The organism is Streptosporangium sp. NPDC049078 (genome assembly GCF_040648855.1).
GTDB lineage: Bacteria > Actinomycetota > Actinomycetes > Streptosporangiales > Streptosporangiaceae > Streptosporangium.
Genome location: NZ_JBEZEL010000003.1, coordinates 246,821 through 273,771 on the forward strand (window position 1 = coordinate 246,821; position 26,951 = coordinate 273,771).

Genomic DNA, 26,951 nt, shown 5'->3' on the forward strand with positions numbered 1-26,951 from the left:
GCGAACGGGGAAGAGGCTCTCCCGAACCGGGGTAAACGCAGGCCGGAGCCCACTCCGGAACCGGGTCCCAGGGACGAGCCGCTCGGGCGCCGGCTCCGTCCCGAGGAGTCGGTGAGCGCCGAGACCCGGACGGGTTTCCTGGGATCGGGATGGACCTCGGAGTCCGAGCCGTCCGACACGGCAGCGACGTCAGCGACCTCCACCGCGCTCGACCCGTGGCCCGAGGACGAAGAGGGATCCGGCGGACGGGTCAGGAAGGCACTGCTGATCGTCGCCGCGGTGGCCGTGGTGCTGGGCGGGACCGTGGTCGGCGTCCGGGCCCTGGCCGGTTCGGAGAGCCCCGCCGACTGCCCGCCCGCCGGCTGCGTCGCGGCGTCGAACCAGCCGCTACCGGAGGCGGACGACACCGGCCTCGCCGAGGAGCCCACCGAGGAACCGGCGCCGGAGGACGAACCCGCGGAGCCGGGCGACGAGACTCCGGAGCCCGAGGACGAGAAGGCGAGGCCCACGGCCGCACCTGACCGGCCCTCCCCCCGCAGGGGAGACGGGGGCACCACCTCCACCCCACGGCCCACGCCGACGCCGAAGGCCACCCGCGCGCCCCTGGACGTCGACGCCCGGCCCGACGACTCGTCACCCACCGACGAGCCCGGCTCCGCCCCCGAGCCCCTCGTCGTCGGCGAACAGACACCGGCCCCCGCCGAGCAGCCCCTGAGCAGCGCCGGACCCGATCCCGCGCCCAGTGAGACGACCTTCGTCGCGCCCCCGTCCGCGGGGGGCGCCGCGATCACGGTCGGCGCCGGCGTGGTGCGGGAGAGCTCGCGGACCTACACCGTCGAACTCGTGGTCGCCGCGAACGAGAACGTCGCGAACCTGACGGTGAGCCTGCCGGTCAGCGGTGAGATCTCCTCGGTGCGGGGAGCCGGCTGGGAGCAGGTCGACGGCGACCTGGTGATCGAGTCGCGGAAGAACCTGAGGGCCGGTGAGAGATTCGTCGTCACCTTCACCGCGAGCGGGGACGCGGAGATCCCGGCGAGTTGCCGGAGCGACCAGGGAGAGTGCTCCGTCGCCTGACCGGGGGCGCTCACGGCACAGCCCTCCAAACCGCCCACACGGCCCCAATGAAGCCGTAGACGGTCAAGGATCCTGTTTCCACCGTAAACCGGCAGAGAGCCGCTCAGAGGGCTCTGGAGCGGCGAGAACCTCCGGGGGGAGGCGTCCCTGTCTCGGGAAGCGTCGTCTCGGGAAGCGGTGTCGAGAGGTCCCGCGCCGGGGACGGGAAAGGCCAGGGGAGCGCTTCGCGGCCGGAGCGGCGCCGCGTGGACGACGAGGGGCTCGGGGGCGGGCTCGTCGGTGGGCGACGAGTCATCGGGCCGGACATCGACGTCCAGAGGCACGCGGGTGGACGACGCCGGTTGGATGCGACTGGTTGGATGGGAAACATGACCGTTTTGACTCCCCCTCGCGTGCTGACCGTCGCCGGCTCCGACTCCGGAGGCGGCGCGGGCATCCAGGCCGACCTGAAGACCATGCTGGCCCTCGGCGTACACGGCATGAGTGTGATCGCCGCGGTGACCGCGCAGAACTCGATGGGCGTGCAGGGCTACTGGGAGCTTCCTCCCGAGGCGGTACGTGCCCAGCTCGACTCGGTGCTCGGTGACATCGGGGCACAGGCGGTCAAGACCGGCATGCTCGCCTCGCCCGTACTCGTGGAGACGGTGGCCGAAGTACTGGCGAGGCTGGACGTGCCCGTCGTGGTCGACCCCGTCGGGGTCTCCAAGCACGGCGACGCGCTCCTCGCCCCCGAGGCCGTGGAGACGGTGAAGTCGCGCCTGCTGCCCACGGCCACGGTGGTCACCCCCAACCTGTGGGAGGTCCTGCAGCTCACCGGGATGAAGGTCGAGGACGAGGCCGACCTGCGCCGGGCCGCGGACGCGGTCCTGGAGTTCGGGCCGAGGTGGGCGCTCATCAAGGGAGGCCACCTGCCGGGCGCCCCGATCGACCTGCTGACCGACGGCACCCGGGAGTTCCGCTTCGGCGCGGAGCGCCACGACAACCGGCACACCCACGGCACGGGCTGCACGCTGGCCTCCGCGATCGCCTCCCACCTCGCCCTCGGCGAGGACGTCCCGGCCGCCGTGGAGAAGGCGAAGGCGTACGTCACCGGCGCGATCGCGCACGGTTTCCCGCTGGGAGCGGGCATCGGCCCCGTGGACCACGCCTGGCGGCTGCGCGTCTCCCCCTGACCCTCACGGACCCCCACGCCCTTTCACACGGGGACGACCTCGGAAGCGGGGCGGCTTCCGGGGCAGGGCGTTCCCCGGACGGGCGGGCCCGGATCGGAGGGACCTCGTGAACGGGAGGGAAACCCTCGGGGAACGACGAAGCCCGCCGCCCTGTCGAGAGGGCGGCGGGCTTCGCGAAGGTCTGGCTAGCGGGTGACCTTGCCGGCCTTGATGCAGGAGGTGCACACGTTCAGCCGCTTCGGCGTGCCGTTCACCACTGCGCGCACGGGCTGGATGTTGGGGTTCCAGCGGCGGCGGGTGCGGCGGTGCGAGTGGGAGACGTTGTTGCCGAAGGTCGGCTTCTTAGCGCAAACGTCGCAGACGGAAGCCACGGTTCGCTCCTTATATCAGTCGAGAGGCTCGATCCGCCGCACTGGCGGCGATCATCGGGCACGCCGGGACGGCCGGCTGGCCACACGAGGATATCCGATGTCCGGCCCTGCACGCGAACGCGAACCGCGGCGAACGGTCGAACGGGGATAATCTCCGGAGGCAACCGTAGCGCATCACGGGACGAGCGCGAGCAGAAGCGGGTTTCGCGCCGGGACATCGGCCGCCTTCCGACCTCCAGGGGGCGGTCGGCGCGTTCCAGGACGGGCGTGAGCAGGTGTGGGAGAGCAGGAGGGCAGGAATGCTGCAGGTTCTCGACCCGCCCGCGGTGCGCAGGTGGTCACGGCTCGCGGCGGAGACGCTGGGAAGGGCGCGCGAGGAGATCGACGCGCTCAACGTCTTCCCGGTACCCGACGGCGACACCGGCACCAACCTGCACCTGACCATGCTCTCCGCCGCGGAGGCGCTCGACGGGCTGCCCGCCGACGCCGGTGCCGAGGCCACCTGGCGGGCGTTCGCGCAGGGGGCGCTGCTCGGCGCCCGGGGCAACTCGGGGGTGATCGTCAGCCAGGCGCTGCGCGGCCTCGCCGAGGTGCTCTGGGAGGCCGAGGGACGCGGCGCGGACCTCGGGCGGGGCCTGGTCAGAGCCGCCGAACTCGCCCGGGCCGCGGTCTCCAGACCGGTCGAGGGCACGATCCTGAGCGTCCTGGCGGCCGTGGCGACGGCGGTGCGCGACGGGCGGGAGGACCTCGCCTCGGTCGCGAGGAGAGCGGCGGGGGAGGCGCGCTCCGCGCTCGGCCGTACCACCGGGCAACTCGACGTGCTGGCCCGCGGCGGGGTGGTCGACGCGGGCGGCGCCGGTCTGACGATCATCCTGGAGAGCCTCGCCGCCGTCGTCACCGACTCCTACACCGGGCGGGTGGACATCCCGGCTCCGGCACACCGGGTCGTCCCCGAGACCGCGGCGGGGGAGGGCGAAGACGGGCCCGGCTACGAGGTCATGTATCTGCTGGACGCCGGCCAGGAGGAGGTCGCCGCGCTGCGCGAGGAGCTCGACGCGCTCGGCGACTCGCTGGTGATCGTGGGCGGGGACGGCCTGTGGAACGTCCACGTCCACGTGAACGACGCCGGCGCGGCGATCGAGGCGGCGACGAGGCTGGGCCGTCCCCACCGGATCAAGGTGACGTACCTGGTCGGCTCGGGCAGGATCCATCCGGCCGCGCGGGGCAGGGGCGTGGTCGCGGTGGCCGCGGGACCCGCGCTGGCGGCGGTGTTCGAGGAGGCCGGGGCCGTGGTCGTCCGGCGCGAGCCCGGATCGAGCCCTCCGCTGGCGACGGTGCTCGCCGCCATCCGCGAGGCGGGCTCCGAGGTCGTGGTCCTGCCCAACGACAGCGGGACGCGCGAGGTCGCGGCCGCCGCGGCGGAGGTCGCGAGGGAGGAGGGCCTGGTGGTCGGCGTGCTCCCGACCAGGGCCTCGGTGCAGGGCCTGTCGGCGCTCGCCGTCCACGACCCGCTGCGCCGATTCGACGACGACGTGGTGGCGATGACCGAGGCCGCCGCGCACACCCGCCACGGGCACGTCTGGGTGGCCGACCGCGAGGTGATGACGAGCGCGGGCCTGACCTCGCCCGGCGACGTCCTGGGGGTGGTCGACGGCGACGCCGCGCTGATCGGCACGGACCTGGTGGCGACCGCGCTGGAGGTCGTACGCCGCATGGTCTCGTCGAGCAGTGAGCTGGTGACCGTCCTGGAGGGGGCCGACGCGCCGGAGGGGCTCGCCCGCGCCGTGGCCGAGTATCTGGCCGAGACCAGGCCGGACATCGAGGTGGTCCGCTACGAGGGCGGGCAGGGCGGCTACCCGCTGCTCATCGGCGTGGAGTGAGACGGCGCCGGGTGCCCGGGTACGTCGTGGCGGGTGAATTCTGTCGCCTCGACACGGTAGAAAACGGGGGTGACGAGCTTCGACGAGCCGCTGGCGAAGGCGCTTGACCCCAAGACGGCCAAGCTGCTGGAGAGCGTTCTCGACCTGCGCACCGTCGGCGACCTGCTGCGGCACTACCCGCGGCGCTACGCCGAACGGGGCGAGCTGACCGATCTCGACGATCTTCGGGTCGACGACCACGTCACCGTGGTGGGAGAGGTCACCAGGGCCATGCGCAGGCCGATGCGCAACAAGGGCGGCACCTGGCTGGAGGTCGAGGTCGCCGACGCCCGGGGCAGCAAGATCTATCTCTCGTTCTTCGGCAAGACGTCCCATATCGCGGAGACGCGGCTGAAGCCGGGCAGGCGCGGCATGTTCGCGGGGAAGGTCGGCGCCTTCGGCCAGGGCGAGAAGCGCAAGTGGCAGCTCTCCCACCCCGAGTTCGAGATGATCGAGGAGAGCGAGGCGGGCGCGGAGGAGTTCGCCGCCGCGCTCGTGCCGATCTACCCGGCGGGCAAGGACGTGACGCCCTGGGCGATCCGCAGGGCACTGGGTGTCGTCCTCGACACGATGGGCGAGCTCGACGACTCGCTCCCCGCGGAGCTGCGCGCCCGGCACCGGCTCCCCGGCCTGTCGGAGGCGCTGCTCGCGATCCATCGCCCCCGCGACCACGCCGACGTGGCCAGGGCGCGCAAACGGCTCAGGTTCGACGAGGCGTTCCTGCTCCAGGCGGTGCTGCTGCAGCGCCGGATGGCCGCGGCCTCCTGGCCCGCCACGCCCCGGCCCGCGATCTCGGGCGGGCTGCTCGCCGACTTCGACGGGCGGCTGCCGTTCGAGCTCACCGAGGGGCAGCGCGAGGTGGGCGAGGAGATCGCGGCCGACCTGGCGCTGCCCCACCCCATGCACCGGCTGCTCCAGGGCGAGGTCGGCGCGGGCAAGACCATCGTCGCGCTGCGCGCGATGCTCCAGGTGGTCGACGCCGGGGGGCAGGCCGTGCTGCTGGCACCCACCGAGGTGCTCGCGCAGCAGCATCACCGGTCGATCTCGGCCATGCTCGGAGACCTGGCCACCGGCGGCATGTTCGGCGGCACCGCGGTCGCCCTGCTGACCGGCTCGCTGGGCGCCGCGGCCCGCCGCTCGGCCATGCTCGACGCGGCCTCCGGCGCGGCGGGCATCGTCGTCGGCACCCACGCGGTCCTGCAGGAGCGCGTCCAGTTCGCCGACCTCGGCCTGGTCGTGGTCGACGAGCAGCACCGGTTCGGCGTCGAGCAGCGCGACGCGCTCCGCGAGAAGGCCGGGGGCGGCCGCCCGCACGTGCTCGTGATGACCGCCACGCCCATCCCGCGCACCGTCGCGATGACCGTCTTCGGCGACCTCACGGTCTCCACGCTCTCCCAGCTGCCCTCCGGCCGTGCTCCGATCACCACGCACGTGGTCCCCGCCGCGGAGAAGCCGCACTTTCTCGACCGGGCCTGGACGCGGCTGCGCGAGGAGATCGAGCTGGGCCGCCAGGCATACGTCGTGTGCCCGCGCATCGGCGACCTGGAGGGCGACGAGGGCGACATGTCGAAGGCCGACGACGAGCGCAGACCGCCGCTCGCGGTGCTCGACGTGGCCGAGACGCTCTCCGACGGGCCGCTGCACGGGCTGCGTACGGAGGTGCTGCACGGCAAGCTGCCGCCCGAGGAGAAGGAGGCGGTGATGAAGGCCTTCACCAGGGGGGAGATCGACGTGCTGGTGGCGACCACGGTCATCGAGGTCGGCGTCGACGTCCCCAACTCCTCGGTCATGGTCATCATGGACGCCGACCGCTTCGGCGTCTCCCAGCTCCACCAGCTCCGCGGCCGGGTCGGGCGCGGCGGGCTGCCCGGCCTGTGCCTGCTGGTGACCGACTCTCCGGGGGGCACGCCCGCCAGGGCACGGCTCGACGCGGTGGCGGCCACCCTGGACGGCTTCGAGCTGTCCCGTGTCGACCTGGAACAGCGCAGGGAGGGTGATGTGCTCGGTGTGGCCCAGTCGGGGCGCAGATCGTCGCTGAAGATGCTCAGGCTGCTGCGTGACGAGGACGTCATCCACGCCGCGCGCCTGGACGCCGAGGCGATGCTGGAGGCCGACCCCGAGCTCGCCGGCCATCCCGTGCTCCGCGCCGAGATCGACAGGCTCCTCGCGGACGAGCGCGCGGAATATCTGGAGAAGACCTGATGGGGCGGGTGACGAGGTGTCCAAGGGTTCTTCTCGGGGCCGGGGGCGTTCACCGGCCCCTGTGCCCAACTGCGGGGACGGCCTCCCCCCGAATGCCGTCCCCGCTTGGGCCCACTCCCGGGTCAGGTGCCGAGAGCACCGGCGTGCGGAAGGGCTCACGATCACGCCGGTCGGCCTCCCCCTGGGTCACTTGGAGGCCGCAGGAATCATCATGCAAGGGACCGGCACCGGACGGAACGACCCTTACGCTTTCGTCGCCACTCCTTGCCCACTCTTGACCTAGATCACCTATCAGGACCCTTTTGACCTGCGGTTATGTGATGCGTCGCGACACGCCGGGGTGCGTGCGGCGCCGCTGCGCCCGCGGCGTGGACGGCGGCGCGGACGGCACTGAGAGGATGGCCGGGTGAGCCGAGTCATCGCGGGAAGCGCAGGAGGACGGCGGCTGGCCGTGCCACCGGGGCGGGGGACCCGCCCCACCAGTGACCGGGCGAGGGAGGGGATCTTCTCCACCGTGGGGTCGCTGATCGGCCCGCTGGAGGGGTGCCGGGTGCTCGACCTCTACGCGGGCTCGGGGGCGCTCGGGCTTGAGGCGCTCTCCAGGGGAGCGCATCACGCGCTCCTCGTGGAGTCGGACGCGAAGGCGATCCGGACGATCAGGCAGAACATCGCCTCGCTGGGACTGCCGGGGGCCGAGGTCGCCGCCGACAGGGTGGAGCGCCTGCTGGCGAGGGGCCCGGGGGGCACCCGAGACGCCGGAGACGCCGGAGACACAGAAGACACAGGGGGCGCCGGGAGGCCGTACGACCTCGTCTTCGCCGACCCGCCGTACGCGCTGGCCGGCGAGGAGGTGGACGCGATGCTCGTGTCTCTGCGCGACCGGGGCTGGCTGGCCGAGGACGCGCTGGTCGCGGTGGAGCGGGAGAGCAGGGGGAAGGGTCTGGTCTGGCCCGCGGGGTACGAAGAGGAGAGGGTCCGTCGTTACGGCGAAGCGTCCGTTTGGTACGGTCGCGCCGCCGGGAATCCTTAGAGCAGGGGGTCCACCTTGCGTCGCGTTGTCTGTCCGGGATCCTTCGATCCCGTCACGAACGGTCATCTGGACATCATCGGCCGGGCTTCCCGGCAGTACGACGAGGTCGTCGTGGCCGTACTGATCAACATCGAGAAGAAGAGCCTCTTCACGGTGGAGGAACGCATCCAGACCCTCCAGACGGTCACCAAGGAGTACGGGAACGTCCGCGTGGACAAATTCCACGGGCTCCTGGTCGACTACTGCAGGCAGCAGGAGATCCCCGCCATCGTGAAGGGCCTGCGCGCGGTGAGCGACTTCGACTACGAGCTCCAGATGGCGCAGCTCAACTACCGGATGTCCGGGGTGGAGACCCTGTTCATGGCCACCGGGCCCGAGGTCTCGTTCCTGTCGTCCAGCCGCATCAAGGAGATCGTCAAGTACGGCGGGGACGTGGCCGGGCTGGTTCCCGATCTCGTACAGGAACTCCTGGTCGAACGGCTCAGGGGCTAGGCCCTGCTATTCTCTTGTTTCGGCCTTGCACGACGGCGATGATGCGCCATGCCTAACGAGAGCGAAATGACTCAGCACCTTGACCCCCGCGCCCCATGGGTGATCTCCACCCATGATCTTGGGCGGCGACCGGGGTCGATGCGCCGGATGAATCTCGCGCTCCCGGCACCGGCGGACATCGGCGTCGACATGATCGGCGTCCCCAAGGACGCCGACGTCGAGCTGGACATCCGGCTTGAGGCGGTCATGGAGGGTGTGCTCGTCACGGGCACTGCGCAAGCCCCGCTGCGGGGGGAGTGCGCACGCTGCCTGGAACCGGTCATCTCGCGCAGCGAGGTGGACTTCCAGGAGCTGTTCTTCTACTCGGCAGAGGATGCTGCCGAGGGTGACTCGCTTCTCGACGGTGAGCTTCTCGACCTCGAACCCGTGTTTCGCGACGCGGTGGTGCTCACACTGCCGTTGAGCCCGGTCTGCGGTGAAGACTGCGCCGGGCTCTGCGTGGAGTGCGGTGTCAGGCTGGCCGATGCCGAGCCTGACCACGGCCACGAGGTGATCGACGCCCGCTGGGCGAAGCTGCAAGGTCTGGTTCCGGAACATAACAACGATCAGGAGAGCTGACGTGGCTGTCCCCAAGCGCAAGATGTCGCGGAGCAATACTCGCTCCCGCAGGTCGCAGTGGAAGGCCGCCGCGGTTTCGCTCGTGAGCTGCCCCCAGTGCCGCTCGCCGAAGCGTCCGCACGTGGCGTGTCCGACCTGCGGCACTTACAACCGCCGTCAGGTGATCGAGCCCTCCGCCTGATCGCATTCTGACCGACGGATGCCGACCGGGCCCGCCACGGGTCCCGGTCGGTGTCAACGTCTGCGCCCTCTGCGATGGCGGTTCGCCCGCGGCTGTGGTGGACGCCGGGGTTCGCGGTAGAACGCGTGCCCTCCCGGCGCCCACCACATCTTCGGGCATCTTCCTTTCCCTACCTTCGCCATCGCGCATTCGCTGAGAGAACGTGCGAGGAGAAGTCGTGGGTACAAGCGTCAAGCCTGTCGCCGTGGAGTTCGTCAAGGAAGAGCTGGAGCGCCTCCTTCTGGTGCGCCTCGACGTCGCGATCCTGGAGCGGGCGCTGACGCACCGCTCCTACGCGTACGAGAACGGCGGCCTGCCGACCAACGAGCGCCTGGAGTTCCTCGGAGACTCGGTGCTGGGCCTCGTCGTCACCGACACCCTTTACCGCAACCACCCCGACCTGCCCGAGGGGCAGCTCGCCAAGCTCAGGGCCGCGGTGGTCAACATGCGCGCCCTCGCCGACGTGGCCCGCACCCTGGGGCTGGGCCGATTCCTGCGGCTCGGCCGGGGCGAGGAGGGCACCGGAGGGCGCGACAAGTCCTCGATCCTCGCCGACACCCTTGAGGCGCTCATCGGCGCGGTCTACGTGAACAGGGGGCTGGACGAGGCGTTCCGCGTCGTCCACCTGCTCTTCGACCCCCTCATCACCCGCTCCGCCTCGCTCGGCGCCGGGCTCGACTGGAAGACCTCCCTGCAGGAGCTCACCGCGTCCGAGTCGCTCGGCGTGCCCGAATACCATGTCGAGGAGAGCGGTCCCGACCACGCCAAGTCCTTCACCGCGGTCGTCCGCGTCGGTGGCGAGGGGTACGGCTCGGGGGCGGGGCGCTCGAAGAAGGAAGCCGAGCAGCAGGCCGCGGAGGCCGCCTGGAACCGCATCCGCGAGGACCGCGAGCGGCGCGAGGCCAGCCGATCCATCGGCTGATCCGTCGCCAGAGGAGGGACGCATGCCCGAGCTGCCCGAGGTCGAGGTGGTACGCCGCGGCCTGGAGCGGTGGGTCTCCGGCCGGGTCGTCGCCCGTGCCGAGGTGCTTCACCCGAGGGCGATCAGGCGGCACGTCCCCGGCGCCGCGGAGTTCTCCGCCCGGATGGAGGGCCGCACGATCGGCCCCGCCGAGCGCAGGGGCAAATACCTGTGGCTGCCCCTGGGCGGCTCGGACGCGATCCTCGCCCACCTCGGGATGAGCGGTCAGCTGCTCGTCGTGGAGCCGGACTCGGCGCCGGAGAAGCATCTGCGCGTCAGGATCGGCTTCGCCGACGGCGGTCCCGAGCTGCGCTTCGTCGACCAGCGGACCTTCGGCCACGTGCTGGTGACCGGGATGACCCAGGCCGGCGGCCGGGCGGTGCCCGAGCCGATCGCGCACATCGCGGCCGACCCGTTCGAGAGGCACTTCGACGACGACGGGTTCGCCCACCGGCTGCGCGCCAGGCAGACCGAGGTCAAGCGGGCGCTCCTGGACCAGTCGCTGATCAGCGGTGTCGGCAACATCTACGCCGACGAGGCCCTGTGGCGGGCCAGGCTGCACGGCGCCCGTCCCACCGCGACGCTGACCGGACCGAAGGTGGCCGAGTTGCTGGCCGCCGCCCGGGGGGTGATGGCCGCGGCCCTGTCGGAGGGCGGCACATCCTTCGACAGTCTTTACGTGAATGTCAACGGGGAGAGCGGTTATTTCGACCGTTCCCTCGCGGTTTACGGTCGGCGCGACGAACCCTGCTCCAGGTGCGGTTCCCCGATCGTCCGCGAATCGTTCATGAACCGTTCCTCCTACAGTTGCCCCCGCTGCCAGCCCAGGCCCAGGAAGGTCGCGGCATGACGGAGGTACGGCTCACCGCCTGGGTGAGGGGCCGGGTGCAGGGGGTGGGTTTTCGCTGGTGGACGCGTGCGCGGGCGCTTGAGCTCGGCCTGGTCGGCTGGGCGCGCAACACCGAGGACGGCCGGGTCGAGGTGGTCGCGCAGGGCCCGGAGAAATCGTGTGCCAGGCTGCTCGAGCTCCTCAGGGGCGGTGAGACTCCCGGCCAGGTCGCCGGAGTCGTCGAACGCTGGAGTGAGACCAAGGGCGGTGTCGAAGGTTTTGTCGAGCGCTGACCGCTTCCCCAAACCGCCCAAAATGAGGTATAGTTGACTGTCGAGAGTGCCTACTGGTGCATCCACCTGGAGCGTTCAGCTTGACCGTCTCCCTCACCGGTGCGACTCTTGATAAAGAACCACGCGCACCCCTCCCGCGGCAAAGAAGTGCGCGAACCAGTCTGGTCACTCAGCGTGGAGGACCCTTTACTATGGCGAAGGCTCTACTCGGCCACGTCGGCGGTCCCGACCCTCGTATGGTCTCGGAAATGCGTCGCCTCCAGCAGCGCATCCGTGATCTCGAGGGAGAGCTCACCCGGCTCCAGGCCCAGAACGACGAACTCGCGGCCAACACCCGCGATGAGGAGTTCAACCGTCTGCAGGATCGTGAGCCGGCCCTCACCTAACGGGGGCCGGGGCGGAACAACACTGTACAGGGACGCCTCGTCGGGGCGTCCCTTGTCATAGCGGTACGCACGTCACATCCGTTACGTGCGCTGTATGTGTCGTGCCAGGAAGGCAAGCTGCTCGGGTAACACCCTGCGGCGGTAGGCCGTGTCCTGGCACCCTTCTGTGATGCCGCCTTCGGCGGTGGCACCCAGCGCCTTCAGGCCCTTCAGCATGGTCTGGGTCTGCCTGGCCCACGCGTCGCGCTCACCGCAGCCCAGCCAGACCGGGATGTCCACGAGCTCACGCAGCGGCGCCTGCGCCGCGCTCACCGTCGGCGACGCCGCGACCACCGCGGCCACCTGCTCGGGACCGAGCTCCGCGGCGAGCCTCAGCGCCCCGGCGCCGCCCGACGACCACCCCATCAGCCCGATCCTCGTGGTGTCCATCCCGTTCGTGTTCAGGTACGGCAGTAGCGTGCCGGGAATGTCGGCGGAGGGCCAGTCGTCGATGGAGACCACCGCGAAGCGCCCGCCTCCCGCGGCCAGGTAACGGTCGATCGCGTACACGTCGAACGGCGTGCGCGCGTCACCCGCGGCCCCGTGCAGCATGATCACCGCGGGGAGCCCGTCCTCGGCCCCCGGCGGCAGCCCTATGATCACCCGTCGCCGGTCGACCCGGCTGCGTTGGAGCGTTCCAGGAGAGGTCACCGGGGGCTCGGGAACCGCGCCGCAGACGATCTGGGCGTACGCGCCCCGGATGCCGTCGGGGCCGGCCGCCAGGGCGGCGCCACCGAGGCCGAGGGCGGCCAGCCCGCCGCCCACCAGGAAGGCACGTCGCCCGAGATGTCCCCTGTCGCCCGATGGGTGGGATGGAGCCTCGTCCCCGCCGCGTTCCGCGTCCATGCAGGGCACGATAGGCGGTGCGCGGGCGGGTGCGGGTGAAGAACGGTAGTCTTCCCGCGTGACCGCGGCAGTGGGCCGACAGTCGGCCGGCAGTGTTCCGACAGTGCTCTGGCAGTGCTCCGGCAGTGGTCTGACAGGGGCGGACGCGTTCACCGGCGCCCGGGACGCGGCGCGTGACACGCCGGTCGGCGCGGCCGCGCCATGAATGGGGGGTTCGTTGTATCTCAAGACCCTCACCCTGCGCGGGTTCAAGTCCTTCGCCTCGGCCACCACGCTCCGGTTCGAGCCGGGCATCACCGCCGTCGTGGGCCCCAACGGATCCGGCAAGTCCAACGTGGTCGACGCCCTGGCCTGGGTCATGGGCGAGCACAGCGCCAAGTCGCTGCGCGGCGGCAAGATGGAGGACGTCATCTTCGCCGGCACCTCCTCGCGAGCGCCGCTGGGACGCGCCGAGGTCACGCTGACCATCGACAACACCGACGGCATGCTCCCGATCGACTACACCGAGGTGACGATCAGCCGCCTGATGTTCCGGGCGGGCCAGAGCGAGTACGCGATCAACGGTGACACCTGCCGCCTGCTCGACATCCAGGAGCTGCTGTCGGACTCCGGCATCGGCCGCGAGATGCACGTCATCGTCGGGCAGGGCCAGCTCGACCAGGTGCTGCACGCGGGACCCGAGGAGCGCAGGGCGTTCATCGAGGAGGCCGCGGGTGTCCTGAAGCACCGCAAGCGCAAGGAGAAGGCGCTGCGGAAGCTCGACGCGATGCAGGCCAACATGACCCGCGTCCAGGACCTCACCACCGAGCTGCGCCGCCAGCTCAAACCGCTGGGCCGCCAGGCCGAGATCGCCCGTAAGGCCGCCGTCATCCAGGCCGACCTGCGTGACGCCAGGCTCCGGCTGCTCGCCGACGACGTGCTCACCCTGCGGACCACCCTGGAACGGGAGATGGCCGACGAGGAGGCCGTCCGCACCCGCCGCGCCGAGGTGGAGACCGAGCTGGAGCAGGGCCAGGTCGCCGAGTCGGAGCTGGAGTCCGCCGAGGCCGAGGCGCAGCCGCGCCTCGCCGCGGCCCAGGAGACGTTCTTCCGGCTCTCCTCCCTGCGCGAGCGCCTAAGGGGTCTGGCGGGGCTCGCCGCCGAGAGGCACCGGCACGCCACCGAGACCGCCGTGGAGCGGCGCGGGCGCGACCCCGAGGACTTCGAGCGCGAGGCCGAGGAGGTCCGCGAACAGGAGCGGGTCCTGGCCGAGTTGCTCGAAGGGGAGCGGAAGTCGCTCGCCGAGGCGGTGGCCAGACGCGCCGAGACCGAGGCCGCGCTCGCCGCCGAGGAGCGGAGACTCGCCGCCGAGGCGAGGGCCGCCGCCGACCGGCGCGAGGGCCTGGCCAGGCTGCGGGGGCAGGTCGGGGCCGCGCGCAGCCGGGCGGGGGCCGCGGAGGAGGAGATCGGCAGGCTGAGAAACTCGCTGCGGGAGGCCGAGCAGCGCGCCGAGGAGGCCCAGGCCGAGCACGAGGGCCAGGAGCGCGCCGAGCCGTCCGCCGACCCCGCTCTCGCCGAGGAGCTGGAGATCGCCCTGGAGACGGTCGAGCAGGCGAGGGAGTCCGTCGAGTCGGCCAGGGCCGGCGTCGAGGAGGCGAAGGCGGCCGTCGCGGGCCCGAACTCCGCGCTCGGCGCCGCCAGGGCCGCCCTCACCGCCGCACGCGAGGCCGACCAGCGGGCACAGCGCGAGGTGGCGGCCCTCGGGGCGAGGTTCGAGGCGCTGGAGATGGGCCTGGCCGGTGGTGCCGACGGTGGTGCCGCGTTGCTCGCCGCCGACCTGGCCGGGGTGCTCGGCCCGGTGGCGACCATGCTGTCCGTGCGCCCGGGCGCGGAGGTGGCCGTCGCCGCGGTGCTCGGGGCCGCGGCCGAGGCCGTCGCCGTCGACTCACTGCGCAGCGCCGCCGACGCCATCGAGTTCCTCAGGGGCCACGAAGGAGGCCACGCCACCCTCGTCATCGCCTCCGGCGGGGCGGGGGAGGTCACGTCGGGCTCGCCGGGGCCGGTGCCGGTGACCGGAGCCGAGTGGGCGATCGACCTGGTCACGGTCTCCCCCGAGCTGCGGGCCGCCGCCGCCCACCTGCTCGCGGGCGTTCTGGTCGTGGACGACCTCGCGACCGCGAGCAAGGCGGTCGAGCAGGGTCCCGAGCTGCGGGCCGTCACCCGCGCCGGTGATCTCCTGGGATCCCACACCGCCCGCGGCGGCTCCGGGGGCGGCACCTCCGCGCTCCAGATGCGGGCCGCCCTCGACGAGGCCGCCGCGGACCTCGCCCGGGCCAGGGTCGCCGCCGAGCTGGCGGGAACGGAGCTGGAGGAGACCGCGGAGGCCGAGGCGGAGGCGCAGCTCGCGGTCGAGGCCGCACAGGCGCGGGTCGCCGAAGCGCAGACGGGCGTGCAGAACGCGCAGGCGGGGGTGAACGCGGCGCAGGCCGCGCTGGACCGGGTGAGGGCGAGGCAACGCGAGGCGGACCAGAAGGTCGCCGCGGTGGCGAGGCGGCTCGCCCAGCTGGGCGCCGCCGCCAAGGCGGCCCGCGACGAGTGCGAACGCCTGGCCGGGGGCGTACGGGCCGCCGAGGAGGCGCGCGACCGCGACGCGGCGGGTCTCGCGGAGCTGGAGGAGCGGCTCGCCGCGGCCGACGGCGCCGAGGAGCTGGAGATCGAGCCCAGCACCGACCTCCGCGACGAGCTCGCCGAGATCTGCGCGACGGCGAGACAGGACGAGATGGAGCTCCGCCTCGCGGTGCGGACGGCGGAGGAGCGGGTCAGGGGCATCGAGGGCAGGGCCGAGGAGCTGACGCGCGCCGCCGAGCGTGAGCGCGAGGAGCGCTCCAGGGCGGCCGAGCGCCGCGAGTGGCGGCGCAGGCAGGCAGGGACGGCCCAGGCGGTCGTCCGGGGCGCCGAGCTGGCGCTGCGCGCGCTGGAGACCTCGCTGGAGGCCGCCGCGGGCGAGCGCGACGAGGCGGAGCTCGCGCGCGGGCAGATCGACGCCTCGCTCAAGGCCGTGCGGATCCGGGTCAGGGAGCTCTCCGGCGAGCTGGACAAACTGGTCAACCGGGCGCACGGCAGCGAGGTGGCCCGCACCGAGCAGCGGCTCCGCCTGGAGCAGCTGGAGGGGCGGGCGGTGGAGGAGTACGGCGTCGAGGCCGACACCCTCATCGCCGAGTACGGCCCCGGCGAGCCGGTTCCGACGGCCGACGGCGACCCCGTTCCCTACGACCGCGACGAGCAGCTCAAGCGGGCCAGGGCGGCCGACCGCCAGATGTCCCAGCTCGGCAAGGTCAACCCGCTCGCGCTTGAGGAGTTCGCGGCGCTCGAGGAGCGGCACTCGTTCCTCACCTCGCAGCTGGAGGATCTCAAGAAGACCCGCCGCGACCTGTTGCTCGTGGTCAAGGAGGTCGACGACCGGGTCGAGCAGGTCTTCGGCGCAGCCTTCGCGGACGTGGCCCGCGAGTTCGAGACGATCTTCACACGGGTGTTCCCCGGCGGTGAGGGCAGGCTGCTGCTCACCGATCCGGAGAACATGCTCACCACCGGCGTCGAGGTCGAGGCGAGGCCGCCGGGCAAGAAGGTGAAGCGGCTCTCGCTGCTGTCGGGCGGCGAGCGGTCGCTGACGGCGGTGGCGTTCCTCGTGTCCATCTTCAAGGCGCGCCCCTCGCCGTTCTACGTGATGGACGAGGTCGAGGCCGCGCTGGACGACACCAACACCCAGCGCCTGCTCACCCTCTTCGAGGAGCTCAGGCAGACCTCGCAGATCATCATCATCACCCACCAGAAGCGCACCATGGAGATCGCCGACGCGCTGTACGGGGTGTCGATGCGCGGGGACGGCGTCACCCAGGTCATCAGCCAGCGCCTGAGGGAGTCCGTCTGAGCGTGCGGTTCGCGAGCCTTTGCCCGTGATGCCGCAGTGTGATCGTATGGATTTGTAGCGTTGTCGACGGTTGGCGGATCCAGTCGTGCCGTTCGGCGGCGGGCGGCCCACGACGCTACCCGGCGGGCCGGCCTGGGCTTGCCGGCATGGTTCGCGTACTCCGGCTCGGCGCGAACTCACCGAGGCGTTCGCCGCTCGGTTTCAGGCGTCGGGGATCCAGTTTCCGTGGAAACCGAGCGGGACGCGCACGGGCAGGTGGATGCGGGCCACGGGCGGTCCCGTGAAGTCCTGGGCCGACAGGATCACCAGGTCGGAGGCGCCTCGCTCGGGATCGGCGACATAGGCCATCAGGTAGCCGTCGTCCTCCTCGCCGCGACCGGACGGGTTGGCGACGAACGCCGCTTCCCCGACGGCGGCGTCGCGTGCGAAACCGTGCACCTCCGTCGTGGCACGCCGCAGGTCGTGCTTGACGAGTGCGTTGGTGAACGCCTCGTCGGGGTGCGGGCCGTCAGGTGTGAACGGCACGCCGTAGATCGGGCTCACCGCGGAGTAGCCGTAGCGGTGCGGGCGCGAGGCGAACGCGTCGTTCACACGGGGGAAGTCCTGAGCCCGGTCGTCGATGCGGTGCTGGTCCACCCTGCCGCTTGCCGGATCGATGGTCCAGCGGTCGAGCGTGGGCGAGATCGCGCCCGGATCGGCGACGTCGACCGGCCCTTCGGATCTGATCAGGTCGACCGTGATCGTGGAGCCGTCGTCGTAGGCGTTGAGTATGTGGCTGACATAGAAGGACTCGACCGGCAGCCAGCGGATGTCACCGCCCGTCCTGGGGAGCACGCCGACGCGCGCCTGGTGCTCGGGATCCCATCGGAACAGCATCGCTGTCATGCTGAACGTCAGCGGGATGTCGAACACGATGACGTAGTTCTCCGAGAGCGCGAAGTCGTGCAGGAACGGGGTCTCACCGGACAGTGGAACGTCCGTCACACGGGTGACCGTGCCGGCGGGGTCGGTGACGATGTACTGCGCGAACGGCCGTCCGATCGCATAGGCCAGGGAGTGCAGGTCACCGGTGCGCGGATCCACCTTGGAGTGCGCGTTGGCGCTGGAGCCCTCGGGCGTGGCGGCCATCGGGCACGCCCCGATCGTGTCCAGCTCGTAGCCGAGCTCGTGAGGGAGCCCGCCGGCCTCGACGAGGGCGAGTGTGCGGCCGGCGTGGCCGATCACGTGGACGTTCGGGGACGGAGGCAGGAACGCGGGAGGCTCCTCCCCGCGCTGCAGCCTGTCCAGGGCGTCGGCGATCTCCGCCGAGCGGACCCAGCGGTTGCGGTACCACTCGGCGCGGCCGTCCCGGATGCGGACGCCGTGCACCATGCCGGCGCCGAAGGCGTAGAAGTGGGTGGCGGGATCTTCCACGCCCAGCGGGTTGGGCCCCATCCGGAGGTAGCGGCCTTCCAGGTCTGCGGGCAGACGGCCGGTCACGGGCAGGTCGTAGACGGTGACCTCCTCCTTGACAGGGGCGAAGTGGCCTTCGAAGTAGCGGTTGCGCCGGTCTTTGGTGGCGTCCTGCATGGTTCTTTCCTCCCGTTGGTACGGCGTACGACCGGGACGGTACCCTGCGTATAGGCGGGGATCAGCGGTTCAATGGGTGGCGATCGATCCTGTACTAGGACACAATTCATCGCTCTCACCGCCTCCACCAGGCAGGTGACGGCGTTCTTCGCGGGGGATGGCCGCATTTTCTGTACTAGGACAGCAGCCGCTTCCGGCGTGAGGAGACGATCGATCGTGAACCGGCCCGGCGCTGCGCCGCCGTACCTGCGGATCGTCAGTGAGATCAAGCGGCGCGTCGAGGCCGGCGAGCTGCGTGCAGGCGACCGCGTTCCCTCCACCAGGCAGGTTGCCGAGCAGTGGGGGGTGGCCCCCGCGACTGCCGCCAAGGCGCTGAACACGCTGCGGCAGGAGGGAGTGGTGGTGGCCATCTCCCGCGTCGGCACCGTCGTGGCGGAGCCCGCGCCCGGCTCGTTTCCGCCCTCCCGCGTGCCGGGCGCCCCGCAACGGAAGGAAAGGCGACGGCCCGCCTCTGCGACCGTCCACGACGACAGGCGGGAGCGGATGGTCCGTACGGCGATCGCCATCGCGGATGCCCAGGGGTTCGACGCGGTGTCCATCCGCAGCGTCGCGACCGCGCTCGGCATCCCCACCATGTCGCTGTACGGGTACGTGCGCGGCAAGGAGGAGTTGGCCGCTCTCATGGTCGACACCGCGTTCGGCGAGCTGGAGCTTCCGGCGACACCTCCGGCGGGCTGGCGAGCGCGGCTGGAACTCGCGGCCCGCCTGCAGTGGCGACTCTACCTGCGGCATCCCTGGCTGCCCCGGCTCGTCTCGCTCACCCACCCGCAGCCCATGCCCAACATGCTCAGATACGGGGACTGGGGGATGGGCGTCGTGCGCGAACTGGGGATCGAGCCGGATGCCGGCAGGCTCGTGTGGTGGGCGGTGTCCAACTACGTCCGGGGGACGGCCACGAACCTGGAGCCGCAGGCCGAATCGGAGCGGCATACGGGCCTGTCCACCGGGGAGTGGTATTCGGCCTACCTGCCGAGGTTCCGTGCCGGCCTGCCCTCCGGTGCCCTCCCCGCGCACGTGGCGCCCGCGACCTTCGACCTGACCGGGTTCTTCGAGAGCGGCCTGGGAATCCTGTTGGACGGGGTCGCCGTGCTGATCGGCCGGCAGCGCCTGTCGTAGGAACGCGCTCCGTGCGGCCCCCACACGCTCCGCGCATCTCGGCGTCGAGCACTGCCTCGGTGTTGAACCGCCCCTTGGGGGCGGAGGTGGCTTGCGGGCAACGATCGCAACCTGTAGGTTGCCATTAAATGGCAACCTACAGGTTGCGAAGGAGGGGTATGGTTCCGGACGAGATCGAACGTGTGGTGATACTGCGACACCCCGTCGAGCGGGTGTGGGCCGCGCTGACCACCGCGGAAGGGCTCTCGCGATGGTTCGGCTCGGCAGCGGAGATAGATCTGCGGCCCGGCGGGCGAGCGTTCTTCCGTTGGGACGACCTCGACCAGGAATCCGTCGCCACGATCGCCGTGGTCGACCCACCGCACCGTTTCGCCTTCAGGTGGGCCGTCGAGGGCCTGCCGGGGCACGGCACACCCCGGACACTCGTGGACTTCACCCTGGAGCCGGTACCGGACGGCACTCGGCTACGCCTTGTGGAGAGCGGGTTCACCCAGGCCGCCGACGATGTGGCCCGATCCGCCCACAAGGCCAACAGCCAAGGATGGGACACGGAGCTCGTCGACCTGGAGACCTACCTCGATGCGGCCGCCTGACGCGGAACGGCAGGCCGTCGCGGTGTTCGCGGCACTCACCGATCCGACGCGGCGGGCGCTGCTGGAGGAGCTCGCCCGGGCGGGTCCCGCGACCGTCACCGATCTGGCGCGGCGGTTGCCGGTCAGCCGCCAGGCGATCGCCAAGCATCTCGGCCAGCTCGCCGAAGCGGGCCTGATCAGCTCCGGCGAACCGACCGGCCGTCGCCATCCCTACCGGTTGGAACCGGCCGCCATTCACACGGCCCAGGTGTGGCTGGCCAGGCTCGCCCACAGGTGGGATGACCGGCTGGTCGCGCTGGAACGCGCACTGGACGCCACCGCCACGAACCAAGGAGTCCCGCGAGAATGAGCAAGCCCGAATTCACAGCCGGCCTGAACATCGCCATGAAGATCCCCAAGGCGCAGTACGAGGCCACGGTGGCTTTCTACCGCGACACTCTGGGCTTCGACGTCGAAGAGGACGACGTCCCCTACGCTCCGACCGTCTCGAGAACCCATTCGGTGCGGTTCGGTGCCAACACGCTGTGGCTCGACTGCGTCGACAACTACAGTCGGCCCGACCTGTGGCTGCAACTCCACACCGACGACCTGGACGCGGCGACGAGGAAGCTGGCCGGCATCGGCATCCACCCGTGTGACGAGGTGGAGCCCCTGGAGAACCTCGACTCCAGAACCCACTGGATCAAGAACCCGGCCGGTGTCGTGCATCTGCTCGCGGAGTCCGGCCGATCCTGACGCCCTGCTGAGGCCGGCACGCCCCCGACGGGCGAAGCCCGGCTCCCGGCCTCCCGAGTCGCTCAAGCCTCGATGCCTCGACCACGTCCACGAGCACCGGGGTGTCGGAGCATCCCGGAGCGTCTGGAAAACTGTGGTCTTGTGGAAGCCTATCTCGGCATAATCGCGATCATCGTCGTCATCGCCCTGCTGGCGGCCGGCGGCATGCTCCTGCTGTTCAGGTCAGGGGGTAAGACCGCGCCGCCGCCGGTCCGGCCGCCGGAGGCGCCGTCGATCCCCGAGGAGACGAAGGCCCCCGGCCGGGGCTCGGTCGTGGACGACGACACGACGACGACCACCGTGCCGCCGCCCGCCAGGCCGGTCGAGCCGGAGGTCACCGTCGTCGCGCCGGTGATCGAGATTCCTCCGCCGTCGGCGGGACGGATGGCACGGCTCCGCGCCCGGCTGGCCAGGTCGCAGAGCACGCTGGGCAAGGGGCTCCTCGAGCTGCTCTCCCGCGACCGTCTCGACGACGAGACCTGGGACGAGATCGAGGAGACCCTGATCACCGCCGACGTCGGCGTGGCGCCGACCCGGGCGATGGTCGACGAGTTGCGCACCCGGGTGAAGGTGCTGGGCAGCCGGACGCCGCAGGAGGCGCGGGCGCTGCTCAGGGAGCAGCTGCTCGTCCAGATCGGCGTCGACATGGACCGCACGCTGCACGTCACGCCGCACGGCGAGCGTCCCGCGGTGGTCCTCGTGGTCGGTGTGAACGGCACCGGCAAGACCACCACCACCGGCAAGCTGGCGCGCGTCCTCATCGGCGACGGAGGCAAGGTCGTGCTGGGCGCCGCCGACACCTTCCGCGCCGCCGCCGCCGACCAGCTGCAGACCTGGGGGAATCGTGTCGGAGCCGCGGTCGTGCGCGGGCCCGAGGGTGGCGACCCCGCCTCCGTCGCCTTCGACGCCGTCGCCGAGGGCATCGCGGAGAAGGCCGACGTGGTGATCGTCGACACCGCGGGGCGGCTGCACACCAAGACCGGTCTGATGGACGAGCTCGGCAAGGTCAAGCGCGTCATCGAGAAGAAGGCCACGGTCGACGAGGTCCTGCTCGTCCTCGACGCCACCACGGGTCAGAACGGCATGCGTCAGGCGCAGGTGTTCGCCGAGGTCGTCAACATCACCGGCATCGCCCTGACCAAGCTCGACGGCACCGCCAAGGGCGGCATCATCATCTCCGTCCAGCGCGAGCTGGGGGTCCCGGTCAAGCTGGTCGGCCTCGGTGAGGGACCCGACGACCTGGCCCCGTTCGACCCCGAGGTCTTCGTGGACACGCTCCTCGGAGAGTGAGGGAGGGTCAGCGCGGGGGGTGCTGCGGCAGGGTGCCGATGGGGACGACGAGCGGGGTGCCGGTCACCGGGTCCTCGATGACCTTGGCGTCCAGCTCGAAGACCTCCGCCAGCAGGGTCTCGGTGAGCACCTCGGCCGGAGGGCCCGCGGCGACGACCCTGCCGTCCCGCATCGCGACCAGGCGGTCGGCGTAGCGGGCGGCGAGGTTCAGGTCGTGCAGGACCATCACCACGGTGCGGCCCAGCTCTCCGTGGAGCCTGCGTACCAGCTCCAGCACCTCGATCTGGTGGGCCAGGTCGAGGAAGGTCGTCGGCTCGTCGAGCAGCAGCAGGTCGGTGCCCTGGGCGAGGGCCATGGAGATCCACGCCCGCTGCCGCTGCCCGCCGGACAGCTCGTCCAGCGGGCGCTCGCCGAGATCGAGCAGTCCGGTCATGGCGAGGGCCTCGCCGACCGCGGACTCGTCGTCGGAGGACCACTGGCGGTACCAGGTCTGGTGCGGGTGCCGTCCCCTCGCGACCAGGTCGGCGACGGTCAGTCCCTCGGGAGCCGAGGGGGCCTGCGGCAGCACGCCCAGGATCCTCGCGACCTCCCTGGAGGGCATCTTGTCGATGCGCTTGCCGTCGAGCAGCACCTCGCCCCCCGACGGCCTGAGCAGCCGTCCCATGGCGCGCAGCAGCGTGGACTTGCCGCATCCGTTCGGCCCGATGATCGTGGTCACCGTCCCGGCCTCGATCCCGAGGTCGAGACCGTCGACGACGACGCGGTCCCCGTACCCCAGTCTGACGTCGACGGCTTGCAGCCTCACTGGCGGGCCTTTCTGCGCACACGGACGAGGAGATAGATCAGGTAGGGGGCGCCGAGGACCGCGGTGACCACGCCCACCGGCAGTTCGACGGGGGTGAACGCGGTCCTGGCGACCAGGTCGGCGCCGGTGGTGAGGACCGCGCCCATCAGGGCGGAGACGACGAGCGGGGGCTGTGCCACTCCGGCCAGGCGCAGTGCGATCTGCGGGGCGGCGAGGGCGACGAACGCGATCGGCCCGGCCGAGGCGGTCGCCGTCGCCGCGAGCAGCACGGCCGCGAGGATCATCACCCCCCTCGCGAGGTTCATCCGTACGCCCAGACCGGTCACGGTGTCGTCACCGAAGCGCAGCGCGCCGAGCGAGCGGGTGCCGAGCAGTGTCGCCGGGACGAGGAGGGCGAGCGCGAGCGCGACGGGCACCACGTGCTCCCATCCCCGGCCGTGCAGCGAGCCGCTGATCCAGACCATGGCCCGGCTGCTGTCGTTGACGTCGCCGACGGTGAGCAGCCAGTACTTGAGGTTGGTGCAGATCGCCGAGACCCCGATGCCGATCAGGACGAGCCGGTAGCCGTCCAGGCCGTCGCGCCAGGCCAGCGCGTAGACCGCCAGCGCTCCGGCCAGCCCGCCCAGCAGGGCGACGAGGGGGATGCCCACCTCGGCGAGGGCGCCGCTGGTGCCGCCCCAGGTGTTTCCCGCCGCCACGATGACCGCGACCACGGTCACGCTCGCGCCGGTGGTGACGCCCAGGATGTCGGGGCTGGCCAGCGGGTTGCGGGCGACGGCCTGGGTGATCGCCCCGGCGAGGGCGAGCGCGGCGCCGACGAGGGCGCCGGTGAGCGCGCGGGGGAGCCTGAGCTCCATGATCACGAAATGGTCCGGGCCGTCGGCGGTGATCGCGTGAAGGACGTCGAGAACGCTCATCGGGATGTCGCCGAGCCGCATGCTGAGCGCCATGAACAGCGCCGTCATCGCCAGCAGGACGAGCGCCGCGACGACGGAGCGCGGCCGGAGCGGCCAGGAGGCGGGTCCGACGCGCAGGGCGCGTCGTCGGGAGGAGGGCACTGTGGAGGGCGCGACGGAGACGGTCACAGCCGCACCGGCTTCCTGCGTCGTACCAGGACGATGAAGAACGGCGCCCCGGCGAGGGCGAGGACCACGCCCACCTCCAGCTCGCCGGGGAAGGCCACCACGCGGCCGACCACGTCGGCGAGGAGCAGGGCGGCGGCGCCCGCCAGGCCCGAGTACGGCAGCAGCCAGCGGTGGTCGGGGCCGGAGAGCGGCCGGGTGAGGTGCGGCACGATCAGGCCGATGAAGGCGAGCGAGCCGCAGGCCGCCACGGAGGCGCCGCTGAGCAGGGTGACGGCGGCGATGCCGACGGCACGGGTGAGGGTGATGTTCTGCCCGAGCGCACGGGCGACGTCCTCGCCCAGGGAGAGGGCGTTGAGGCCGGGCGCGTTGAACAGGGCGAGGAGCAGGCCGGCGGCGACGAACGGGAGCACCTGCCAGGCCACGTCGGCCCCCCTGGCCGCTATGGAGCCCGCCTGCCAGAAGCGGAAGACGTCCATGGCCTGCTCGTCCAGGAGGACGAGCGCCGAGGTGAGCCCGTACAGGAACGCGCTGACCGCGGTGCCCGCGAGGGCGAGGGTCACCGGGGTGGGGCCGCCCCTGCCGCCGGCCATGCCGAGGGCGAAGACCGCCGCGCTGGCGACGAGGGCTCCGGCGAGACCGAACCAGATGTAGCCGTACGGGCTGGTGACGCCCAGCGCGATGATGCTGAGGACCATCGCGAACGCGGCGCCCTGGGTGACGCCGAGCAGTCCGGGATCGGCGAGCGGGTTGCGGGTGTGGCCCTGCATGAGGGCGCCCGCGACACCGAGGGCGATCCCGGCCATGACGCCGATGGCGGTCCTGGGGATCCGCAGCGACCGCACGACGATGTCGTTCTCGGTGCCGGTGGGGCCGGTGAGCGCGTGCCAGACGTCGGCGGGAGGCACCGGTTTGGCGCCGACGGCGAGGCTCAGCACGACCGCCGCCGCGAGGACGGCGAACGATACGGCGAGGACGAGCAGGCGTCGCCGACGGGTTTTCTTCGGCCCCGCGAGGGGTGCGGGCCGTGCGACGGCCACCGCGTTGATCACCTGACCTCCCCTTTCTTGCCCGAGCCGGTACGAGTATGCCAGTTTAGGTATGGCTAAGCTAAATAAGGCTGACCTTAATTTGACGAAGGAACCGATGAAGATGAGAGCGTTGCGCGTCCTGGCCCTCGGAGTGGCGGGAGTGGTGCTGTCCGGCGGTCTCGCCGCCTGTGGTTCGACCACCCCGGGCAGTGCGGGGGAGACCTCGGGAGCCGCGGGCGCGTCCGCGGCCCCCGGGGCGAGCGACGCGGCGGCCTACCCCCGGACGGTGAAGCACGTCATGGGGGAGACCGAGATCCCGGCCCGGCCCAAGCGGGTCGTCGCCCTCGACCAGAGCTTCGTCGACGCGGTGCTGACCCTGGAGACCGACGTCGTGGGGTTCACCAGCTACCGGGGCATCGACGACAAGCTGCCCGGCTATCTCGCCCCGGTCCTCGGCCACGCCAAGGAGGCCACGTCGGTCGGGACCCTGGAGCAGCCGAGCCTGGAGCGGATCGTCGCGCTCAAGCCCGACCTGATCGTCTCCGCCAAGGTCCGCCACGAGGCGCTGTACGACAAGCTGGCACAGATCGCGCCGACGGTCTTCAGCGAGACCACGGGGGCGATCTGGCAGGAGAACCTCAAGCTCGTGGGCGAGGCCCTGGGCAAGGAGGACCTCGCCGAGCGCAGGCTCACCGAGTATCGGGACCGCGCCGCCAAGATCGGCGAGTCCATCAAGGCCAAGGACGGCGAGCTGCCCACCGTCTCCGTCGTCCGCTTCGCGGGCGAGCCGACCGTCCGCCTGTACGTGGAGAACTCCTACTCGGGACTGGTGCTGAAGGACGTCGGCTTCCCGCGCCCCGAGGACCAGCCGACCGTGACCGACACCATCATGGTTCCGATCAGCCAGGAGAACATCTCCCAGCTCGACGCCGAGCACATCTTCGTCGCGGCCTACCAGGACCCGGCGGTGAAGCCGGTGAAGGAGAAGTTCGAGGCCAGCCCGCTCTGGGGCAGGCTCAAGGGCGTCAAGCACGACGTCAGCGACGCCACCTGGATGAGCGCCGTCGGCATCCAGGGAGCGCACTCCATCCTCGACGACCTGGCGACGTTCTTCGAGGTCGACCCGGCGAGGGCCGCCTGACCTCCCGCCCGGCGCCGTGACCGGTGGCGGGCCCGCGAGCCGAGACGGGGGCGTTCGGGTGAACCCGGGGGCGTGTCGATCCGTCTCTTAGGGAGAGATTAAGTCCCCAATGCGCGGGAAGCGGGGAGGCGTGGAGATGGGTGTCGGAGTTTCTCGGGGTGCGGGCCTCGCCCCGCCGGTCGGCCTCGGCCGTCCGGCGGGGGTGGGTTCCCGGGCCGTGGCGATCGACGTTTCCCGCCACCCGAAATGGGCTGCTACCTGGGGTTATGTGATGATAGACACATCTCCTACCGAATCGGGAGAACGATGTTACGATACTGAGACTTGTCCGGCTGTAGAGCGTGTCGCACCCGCCATCGGCACAGCCAAAGATCAATCCCCTGACCACGTAGAGCTTTTAACGGCCTCCTTACGAGGTGCCTGCGAGCATCGGATACGCCGTCAGAAGGGGTGCGTCACCACTTTGCCGGACGGTATTTGGGGGGAAAGCGCGAGGGGGTCCAATGATCACGATGACGGAAGAGCAGCGCCAGGACTGGTTCGAACGCGATGTCGTGCCGGTCACCAGTCAGCTCTACGCATCCGCGATGCGTCTGACCCGTAACACCGCCGACGCCGAGGACCTGGTTCAGGAGACCGTCACCAAGGCGTTCACCTCCTACCACCAGTTCCGCGAGGGCACCAACCTCAAGGCGTGGCTGCACCGCATCCTGACCAACAACTTCATCAACGACTACCGCAAGAAGCAGCGCTCGCCCAAGCTCTCGGCCACCGAGGAGATCGAGGACTGGCAGCTCGCCGCCGCCGAGTCCCACATGTCCAGCGGTCTCAAGTCCGCCGAGACCGAGGCGCTGGAGCAGCTGCCCGACAGCGCGGTCATGAACGCCCTGCGCTCCCTGCCCGAGGACTTCCGGGTGGCCGTTTACCTGGCCGACGTGGAGGGCTTCGCCTACAAGGAGATCGCCGAGCGGATGGGCACCCCCATCGGCACGGTCATGTCCCGCCTCCACCGGGGCCGGCGCCAGCTTCGCACGATGCTCGAGGACTACGCCCGCGAGGAGGCCGGTCTCCGGGTGTCCGAGGAGGTCCAGGCCGCCTGACGGCCTCTCCGCTCCCGATCCTTCCCGCCTT

The 26,951-nt window shown here is 71.3% G+C and carries 26 protein-coding genes; 20 read left to right on the top strand and 6 right to left on the bottom strand.

The genetic code is table 11. From position 1 onward, the window contains the following. Positions 1 to 111: 111 nt before the first annotated feature. Together AB0B90_RS06165 and thiD are read left to right on the top strand one after the other, a co-directional pair. The gene (locus AB0B90_RS06165) at positions 112 to 1,074 is read left to right on the top strand and encodes a hypothetical protein (protein ID WP_362921074.1); all 963 of its coding nucleotides are present in this window, start codon (positions 112 to 114) and stop codon (positions 1,072 to 1,074) included. 359 nt (positions 1,075 to 1,433) lie between these two features. Further along, entirely contained in the window at positions 1,434 to 2,246 is an 813-nt protein-coding gene (gene thiD, locus AB0B90_RS06170; RefSeq protein ID WP_350949353.1) for a bifunctional hydroxymethylpyrimidine kinase/phosphomethylpyrimidine kinase, read from the top strand. 185 nt (positions 2,247 to 2,431) lie between these two features. On the opposite strand, the gene rpmB is transcribed toward thiD, so the two are convergent. Next, the gene (gene rpmB, locus AB0B90_RS06175) at positions 2,432 to 2,617 is read right to left on the bottom strand and encodes a 50S ribosomal protein L28 (protein WP_012894387.1); all 186 of its coding nucleotides are present in this window, start codon (positions 2,615 to 2,617) and stop codon (positions 2,432 to 2,434) included. A gap of 299 nt (positions 2,618 to 2,916) precedes the next feature. On the opposite strand from rpmB, the gene AB0B90_RS06180 reads away from it, so the two are divergent. The 10 genes from AB0B90_RS06180 to AB0B90_RS06225 all read left to right on the top strand — a co-directional run bounded on the left by AB0B90_RS06180 (position 2,917) and on the right by AB0B90_RS06225 (position 11,567). Then, positions 2,917 to 4,497 (top strand): DAK2 domain-containing protein, encoded by a 1,581-nt coding sequence (locus AB0B90_RS06180; protein WP_362921077.1) that lies wholly within the window; start codon positions 2,917 to 2,919, stop codon positions 4,495 to 4,497. 69 nt (positions 4,498 to 4,566) lie between these two features. After that, positions 4,567 to 6,738, top strand: coding sequence for an ATP-dependent DNA helicase RecG (recG, locus tag AB0B90_RS06185; RefSeq protein WP_362921079.1), 2,172 nt, complete (start codon positions 4,567 to 4,569; stop codon positions 6,736 to 6,738). Between the two features lie 406 nt (positions 6,739 to 7,144). Next, positions 7,145 to 7,768, top strand: a complete 624-nt coding sequence (locus AB0B90_RS06190; protein WP_362921081.1) for an RsmD family RNA methyltransferase — start codon at positions 7,145 to 7,147, stop codon at positions 7,766 to 7,768. A gap of 15 nt (positions 7,769 to 7,783) precedes the next feature. Further along, positions 7,784 to 8,260, top strand: a complete 477-nt coding sequence (gene coaD, locus AB0B90_RS06195) for a pantetheine-phosphate adenylyltransferase (RefSeq protein ID WP_350949349.1) — start codon at positions 7,784 to 7,786, stop codon at positions 8,258 to 8,260. Between the two features lie 66 nt (positions 8,261 to 8,326). After that, positions 8,327 to 8,878, top strand: a complete 552-nt coding sequence (locus AB0B90_RS06200; RefSeq protein WP_350949348.1) for a YceD family protein — start codon at positions 8,327 to 8,329, stop codon at positions 8,876 to 8,878. Position 8,879: 1 nt separating this feature from the next. Then, positions 8,880 to 9,059, top strand: a complete 180-nt coding sequence (gene rpmF / locus AB0B90_RS06205; protein WP_012894381.1) for a 50S ribosomal protein L32 — start codon at positions 8,880 to 8,882, stop codon at positions 9,057 to 9,059. A gap of 244 nt (positions 9,060 to 9,303) precedes the next feature. Then, positions 9,304 to 10,020, top strand: a complete 717-nt coding sequence (gene rnc / locus AB0B90_RS06210) for a ribonuclease III (protein ID WP_362921335.1) — start codon at positions 9,304 to 9,306, stop codon at positions 10,018 to 10,020. Positions 10,021 to 10,042: 22 nt separating this feature from the next. Beyond that, positions 10,043 to 10,909 (top strand): bifunctional DNA-formamidopyrimidine glycosylase/DNA-(apurinic or apyrimidinic site) lyase, encoded by an 867-nt coding sequence (mutM, locus tag AB0B90_RS06215; protein WP_350949347.1) that lies wholly within the window; start codon positions 10,043 to 10,045, stop codon positions 10,907 to 10,909. Then, positions 10,906 to 11,181: an acylphosphatase gene (locus AB0B90_RS06220; RefSeq protein ID WP_350949346.1), complete on the top strand. Its 276-nt coding sequence runs from the start codon at positions 10,906 to 10,908 to the stop codon at positions 11,179 to 11,181. The genes mutM and AB0B90_RS06220 overlap by 4 nt, the downstream gene beginning before the upstream one ends. A gap of 191 nt (positions 11,182 to 11,372) precedes the next feature. After that, entirely contained in the window at positions 11,373 to 11,567 is a 195-nt protein-coding gene (locus AB0B90_RS06225; RefSeq protein ID WP_089213397.1) for a hypothetical protein, read from the top strand. Positions 11,568 to 11,648: 81 nt separating this feature from the next. Here AB0B90_RS06225 and AB0B90_RS06230 read toward each other — a convergent pair whose 3' ends face one another. Beyond that, the gene (locus AB0B90_RS06230) at positions 11,649 to 12,452 is read right to left on the bottom strand and encodes an alpha/beta hydrolase-fold protein (protein WP_350949345.1); all 804 of its coding nucleotides are present in this window, start codon (positions 12,450 to 12,452) and stop codon (positions 11,649 to 11,651) included. 217 nt (positions 12,453 to 12,669) lie between these two features. Here AB0B90_RS06230 and smc point away from each other — a divergent pair, with 217 nt between their 5' ends. Next, positions 12,670 to 16,359, top strand: coding sequence for a chromosome segregation protein SMC (gene smc / locus AB0B90_RS06235; RefSeq protein ID WP_362921084.1), 3,690 nt, complete (start codon positions 12,670 to 12,672; stop codon positions 16,357 to 16,359). A 201-nt stretch (positions 16,360 to 16,560) separates the two neighbouring features. On the opposite strand, the gene AB0B90_RS06240 is transcribed toward smc, so the two are convergent. Continuing rightward, positions 16,561 to 17,928 (bottom strand): carotenoid oxygenase family protein, encoded by a 1,368-nt coding sequence (locus AB0B90_RS06240; RefSeq protein WP_362921087.1) that lies wholly within the window; start codon positions 17,926 to 17,928, stop codon positions 16,561 to 16,563. A 216-nt stretch (positions 17,929 to 18,144) separates the two neighbouring features. Here AB0B90_RS06240 and AB0B90_RS06245 point away from each other — a divergent pair, with 216 nt between their 5' ends. The 5 genes from AB0B90_RS06245 to ftsY all read left to right on the top strand — a co-directional run bounded on the left by AB0B90_RS06245 (position 18,145) and on the right by ftsY (position 21,761). Continuing rightward, on the top strand, positions 18,145 to 19,104 hold the full coding sequence (locus AB0B90_RS06245) for a GntR family transcriptional regulator (RefSeq protein ID WP_362921089.1): 960 nt from the start codon (positions 18,145 to 18,147) through the stop codon (positions 19,102 to 19,104). 158 nt (positions 19,105 to 19,262) lie between these two features. Beyond that, positions 19,263 to 19,697, top strand: a complete 435-nt coding sequence (locus tag AB0B90_RS06250; RefSeq protein WP_350949341.1) for an SRPBCC domain-containing protein — start codon at positions 19,263 to 19,265, stop codon at positions 19,695 to 19,697. Continuing rightward, positions 19,684 to 20,046, top strand: a complete 363-nt coding sequence (locus AB0B90_RS06255; protein WP_362921092.1) for a metalloregulator ArsR/SmtB family transcription factor — start codon at positions 19,684 to 19,686, stop codon at positions 20,044 to 20,046. Before AB0B90_RS06250 ends, AB0B90_RS06255 begins: the two co-directional genes overlap by 14 nt. Beyond that, positions 20,043 to 20,432 (top strand): VOC family protein, encoded by a 390-nt coding sequence (locus AB0B90_RS06260; RefSeq protein ID WP_350949339.1) that lies wholly within the window; start codon positions 20,043 to 20,045, stop codon positions 20,430 to 20,432. The genes AB0B90_RS06255 and AB0B90_RS06260 overlap by 4 nt, the downstream gene beginning before the upstream one ends. Before the next feature lie 141 nt (positions 20,433 to 20,573). After that, positions 20,574 to 21,761 (top strand): signal recognition particle-docking protein FtsY, encoded by a 1,188-nt coding sequence (gene ftsY, locus AB0B90_RS06265; protein ID WP_350949338.1) that lies wholly within the window; start codon positions 20,574 to 20,576, stop codon positions 21,759 to 21,761. Positions 21,762 to 21,768: 7 nt separating this feature from the next. Here ftsY and AB0B90_RS06270 read toward each other — a convergent pair whose 3' ends face one another. From AB0B90_RS06270 to AB0B90_RS06280, 3 genes are read right to left on the bottom strand one after another with little or no spacing between them, the layout of a single operon-like run. Next, complete coding sequence (locus AB0B90_RS06270; protein ID WP_350949337.1) at positions 21,769 to 22,566, bottom strand: ABC transporter ATP-binding protein; 798 nt, start codon at positions 22,564 to 22,566, stop codon at positions 21,769 to 21,771. Continuing rightward, positions 22,563 to 23,651 (bottom strand): iron chelate uptake ABC transporter family permease subunit, encoded by a 1,089-nt coding sequence (locus tag AB0B90_RS06275; RefSeq protein WP_350949336.1) that lies wholly within the window; start codon positions 23,649 to 23,651, stop codon positions 22,563 to 22,565. The genes AB0B90_RS06270 and AB0B90_RS06275 overlap by 4 nt, the downstream gene beginning before the upstream one ends. Beyond that, a complete protein-coding gene (locus AB0B90_RS06280; RefSeq protein ID WP_350949335.1) occupies positions 23,648 to 24,700 on the bottom strand; it encodes an iron ABC transporter permease in 1,053 nt (350 codons plus the stop codon). Before AB0B90_RS06280 ends, AB0B90_RS06275 begins: the two co-directional genes overlap by 4 nt. Positions 24,701 to 24,800: 100 nt before the next feature. On the opposite strand from AB0B90_RS06280, the gene AB0B90_RS06285 reads away from it, so the two are divergent. Further along, positions 24,801 to 25,820, top strand: a complete 1,020-nt coding sequence (locus tag AB0B90_RS06285; RefSeq protein WP_362921097.1) for an iron-siderophore ABC transporter substrate-binding protein — start codon at positions 24,801 to 24,803, stop codon at positions 25,818 to 25,820. Positions 25,821 to 26,323: 503 nt separating this feature from the next. Beyond that, the gene (locus tag AB0B90_RS06290) at positions 26,324 to 26,920 is read left to right on the top strand and encodes a sigma-70 family RNA polymerase sigma factor (RefSeq protein WP_350949333.1); all 597 of its coding nucleotides are present in this window, start codon (positions 26,324 to 26,326) and stop codon (positions 26,918 to 26,920) included. Positions 26,921 to 26,951 lie beyond the last annotated feature (31 nt).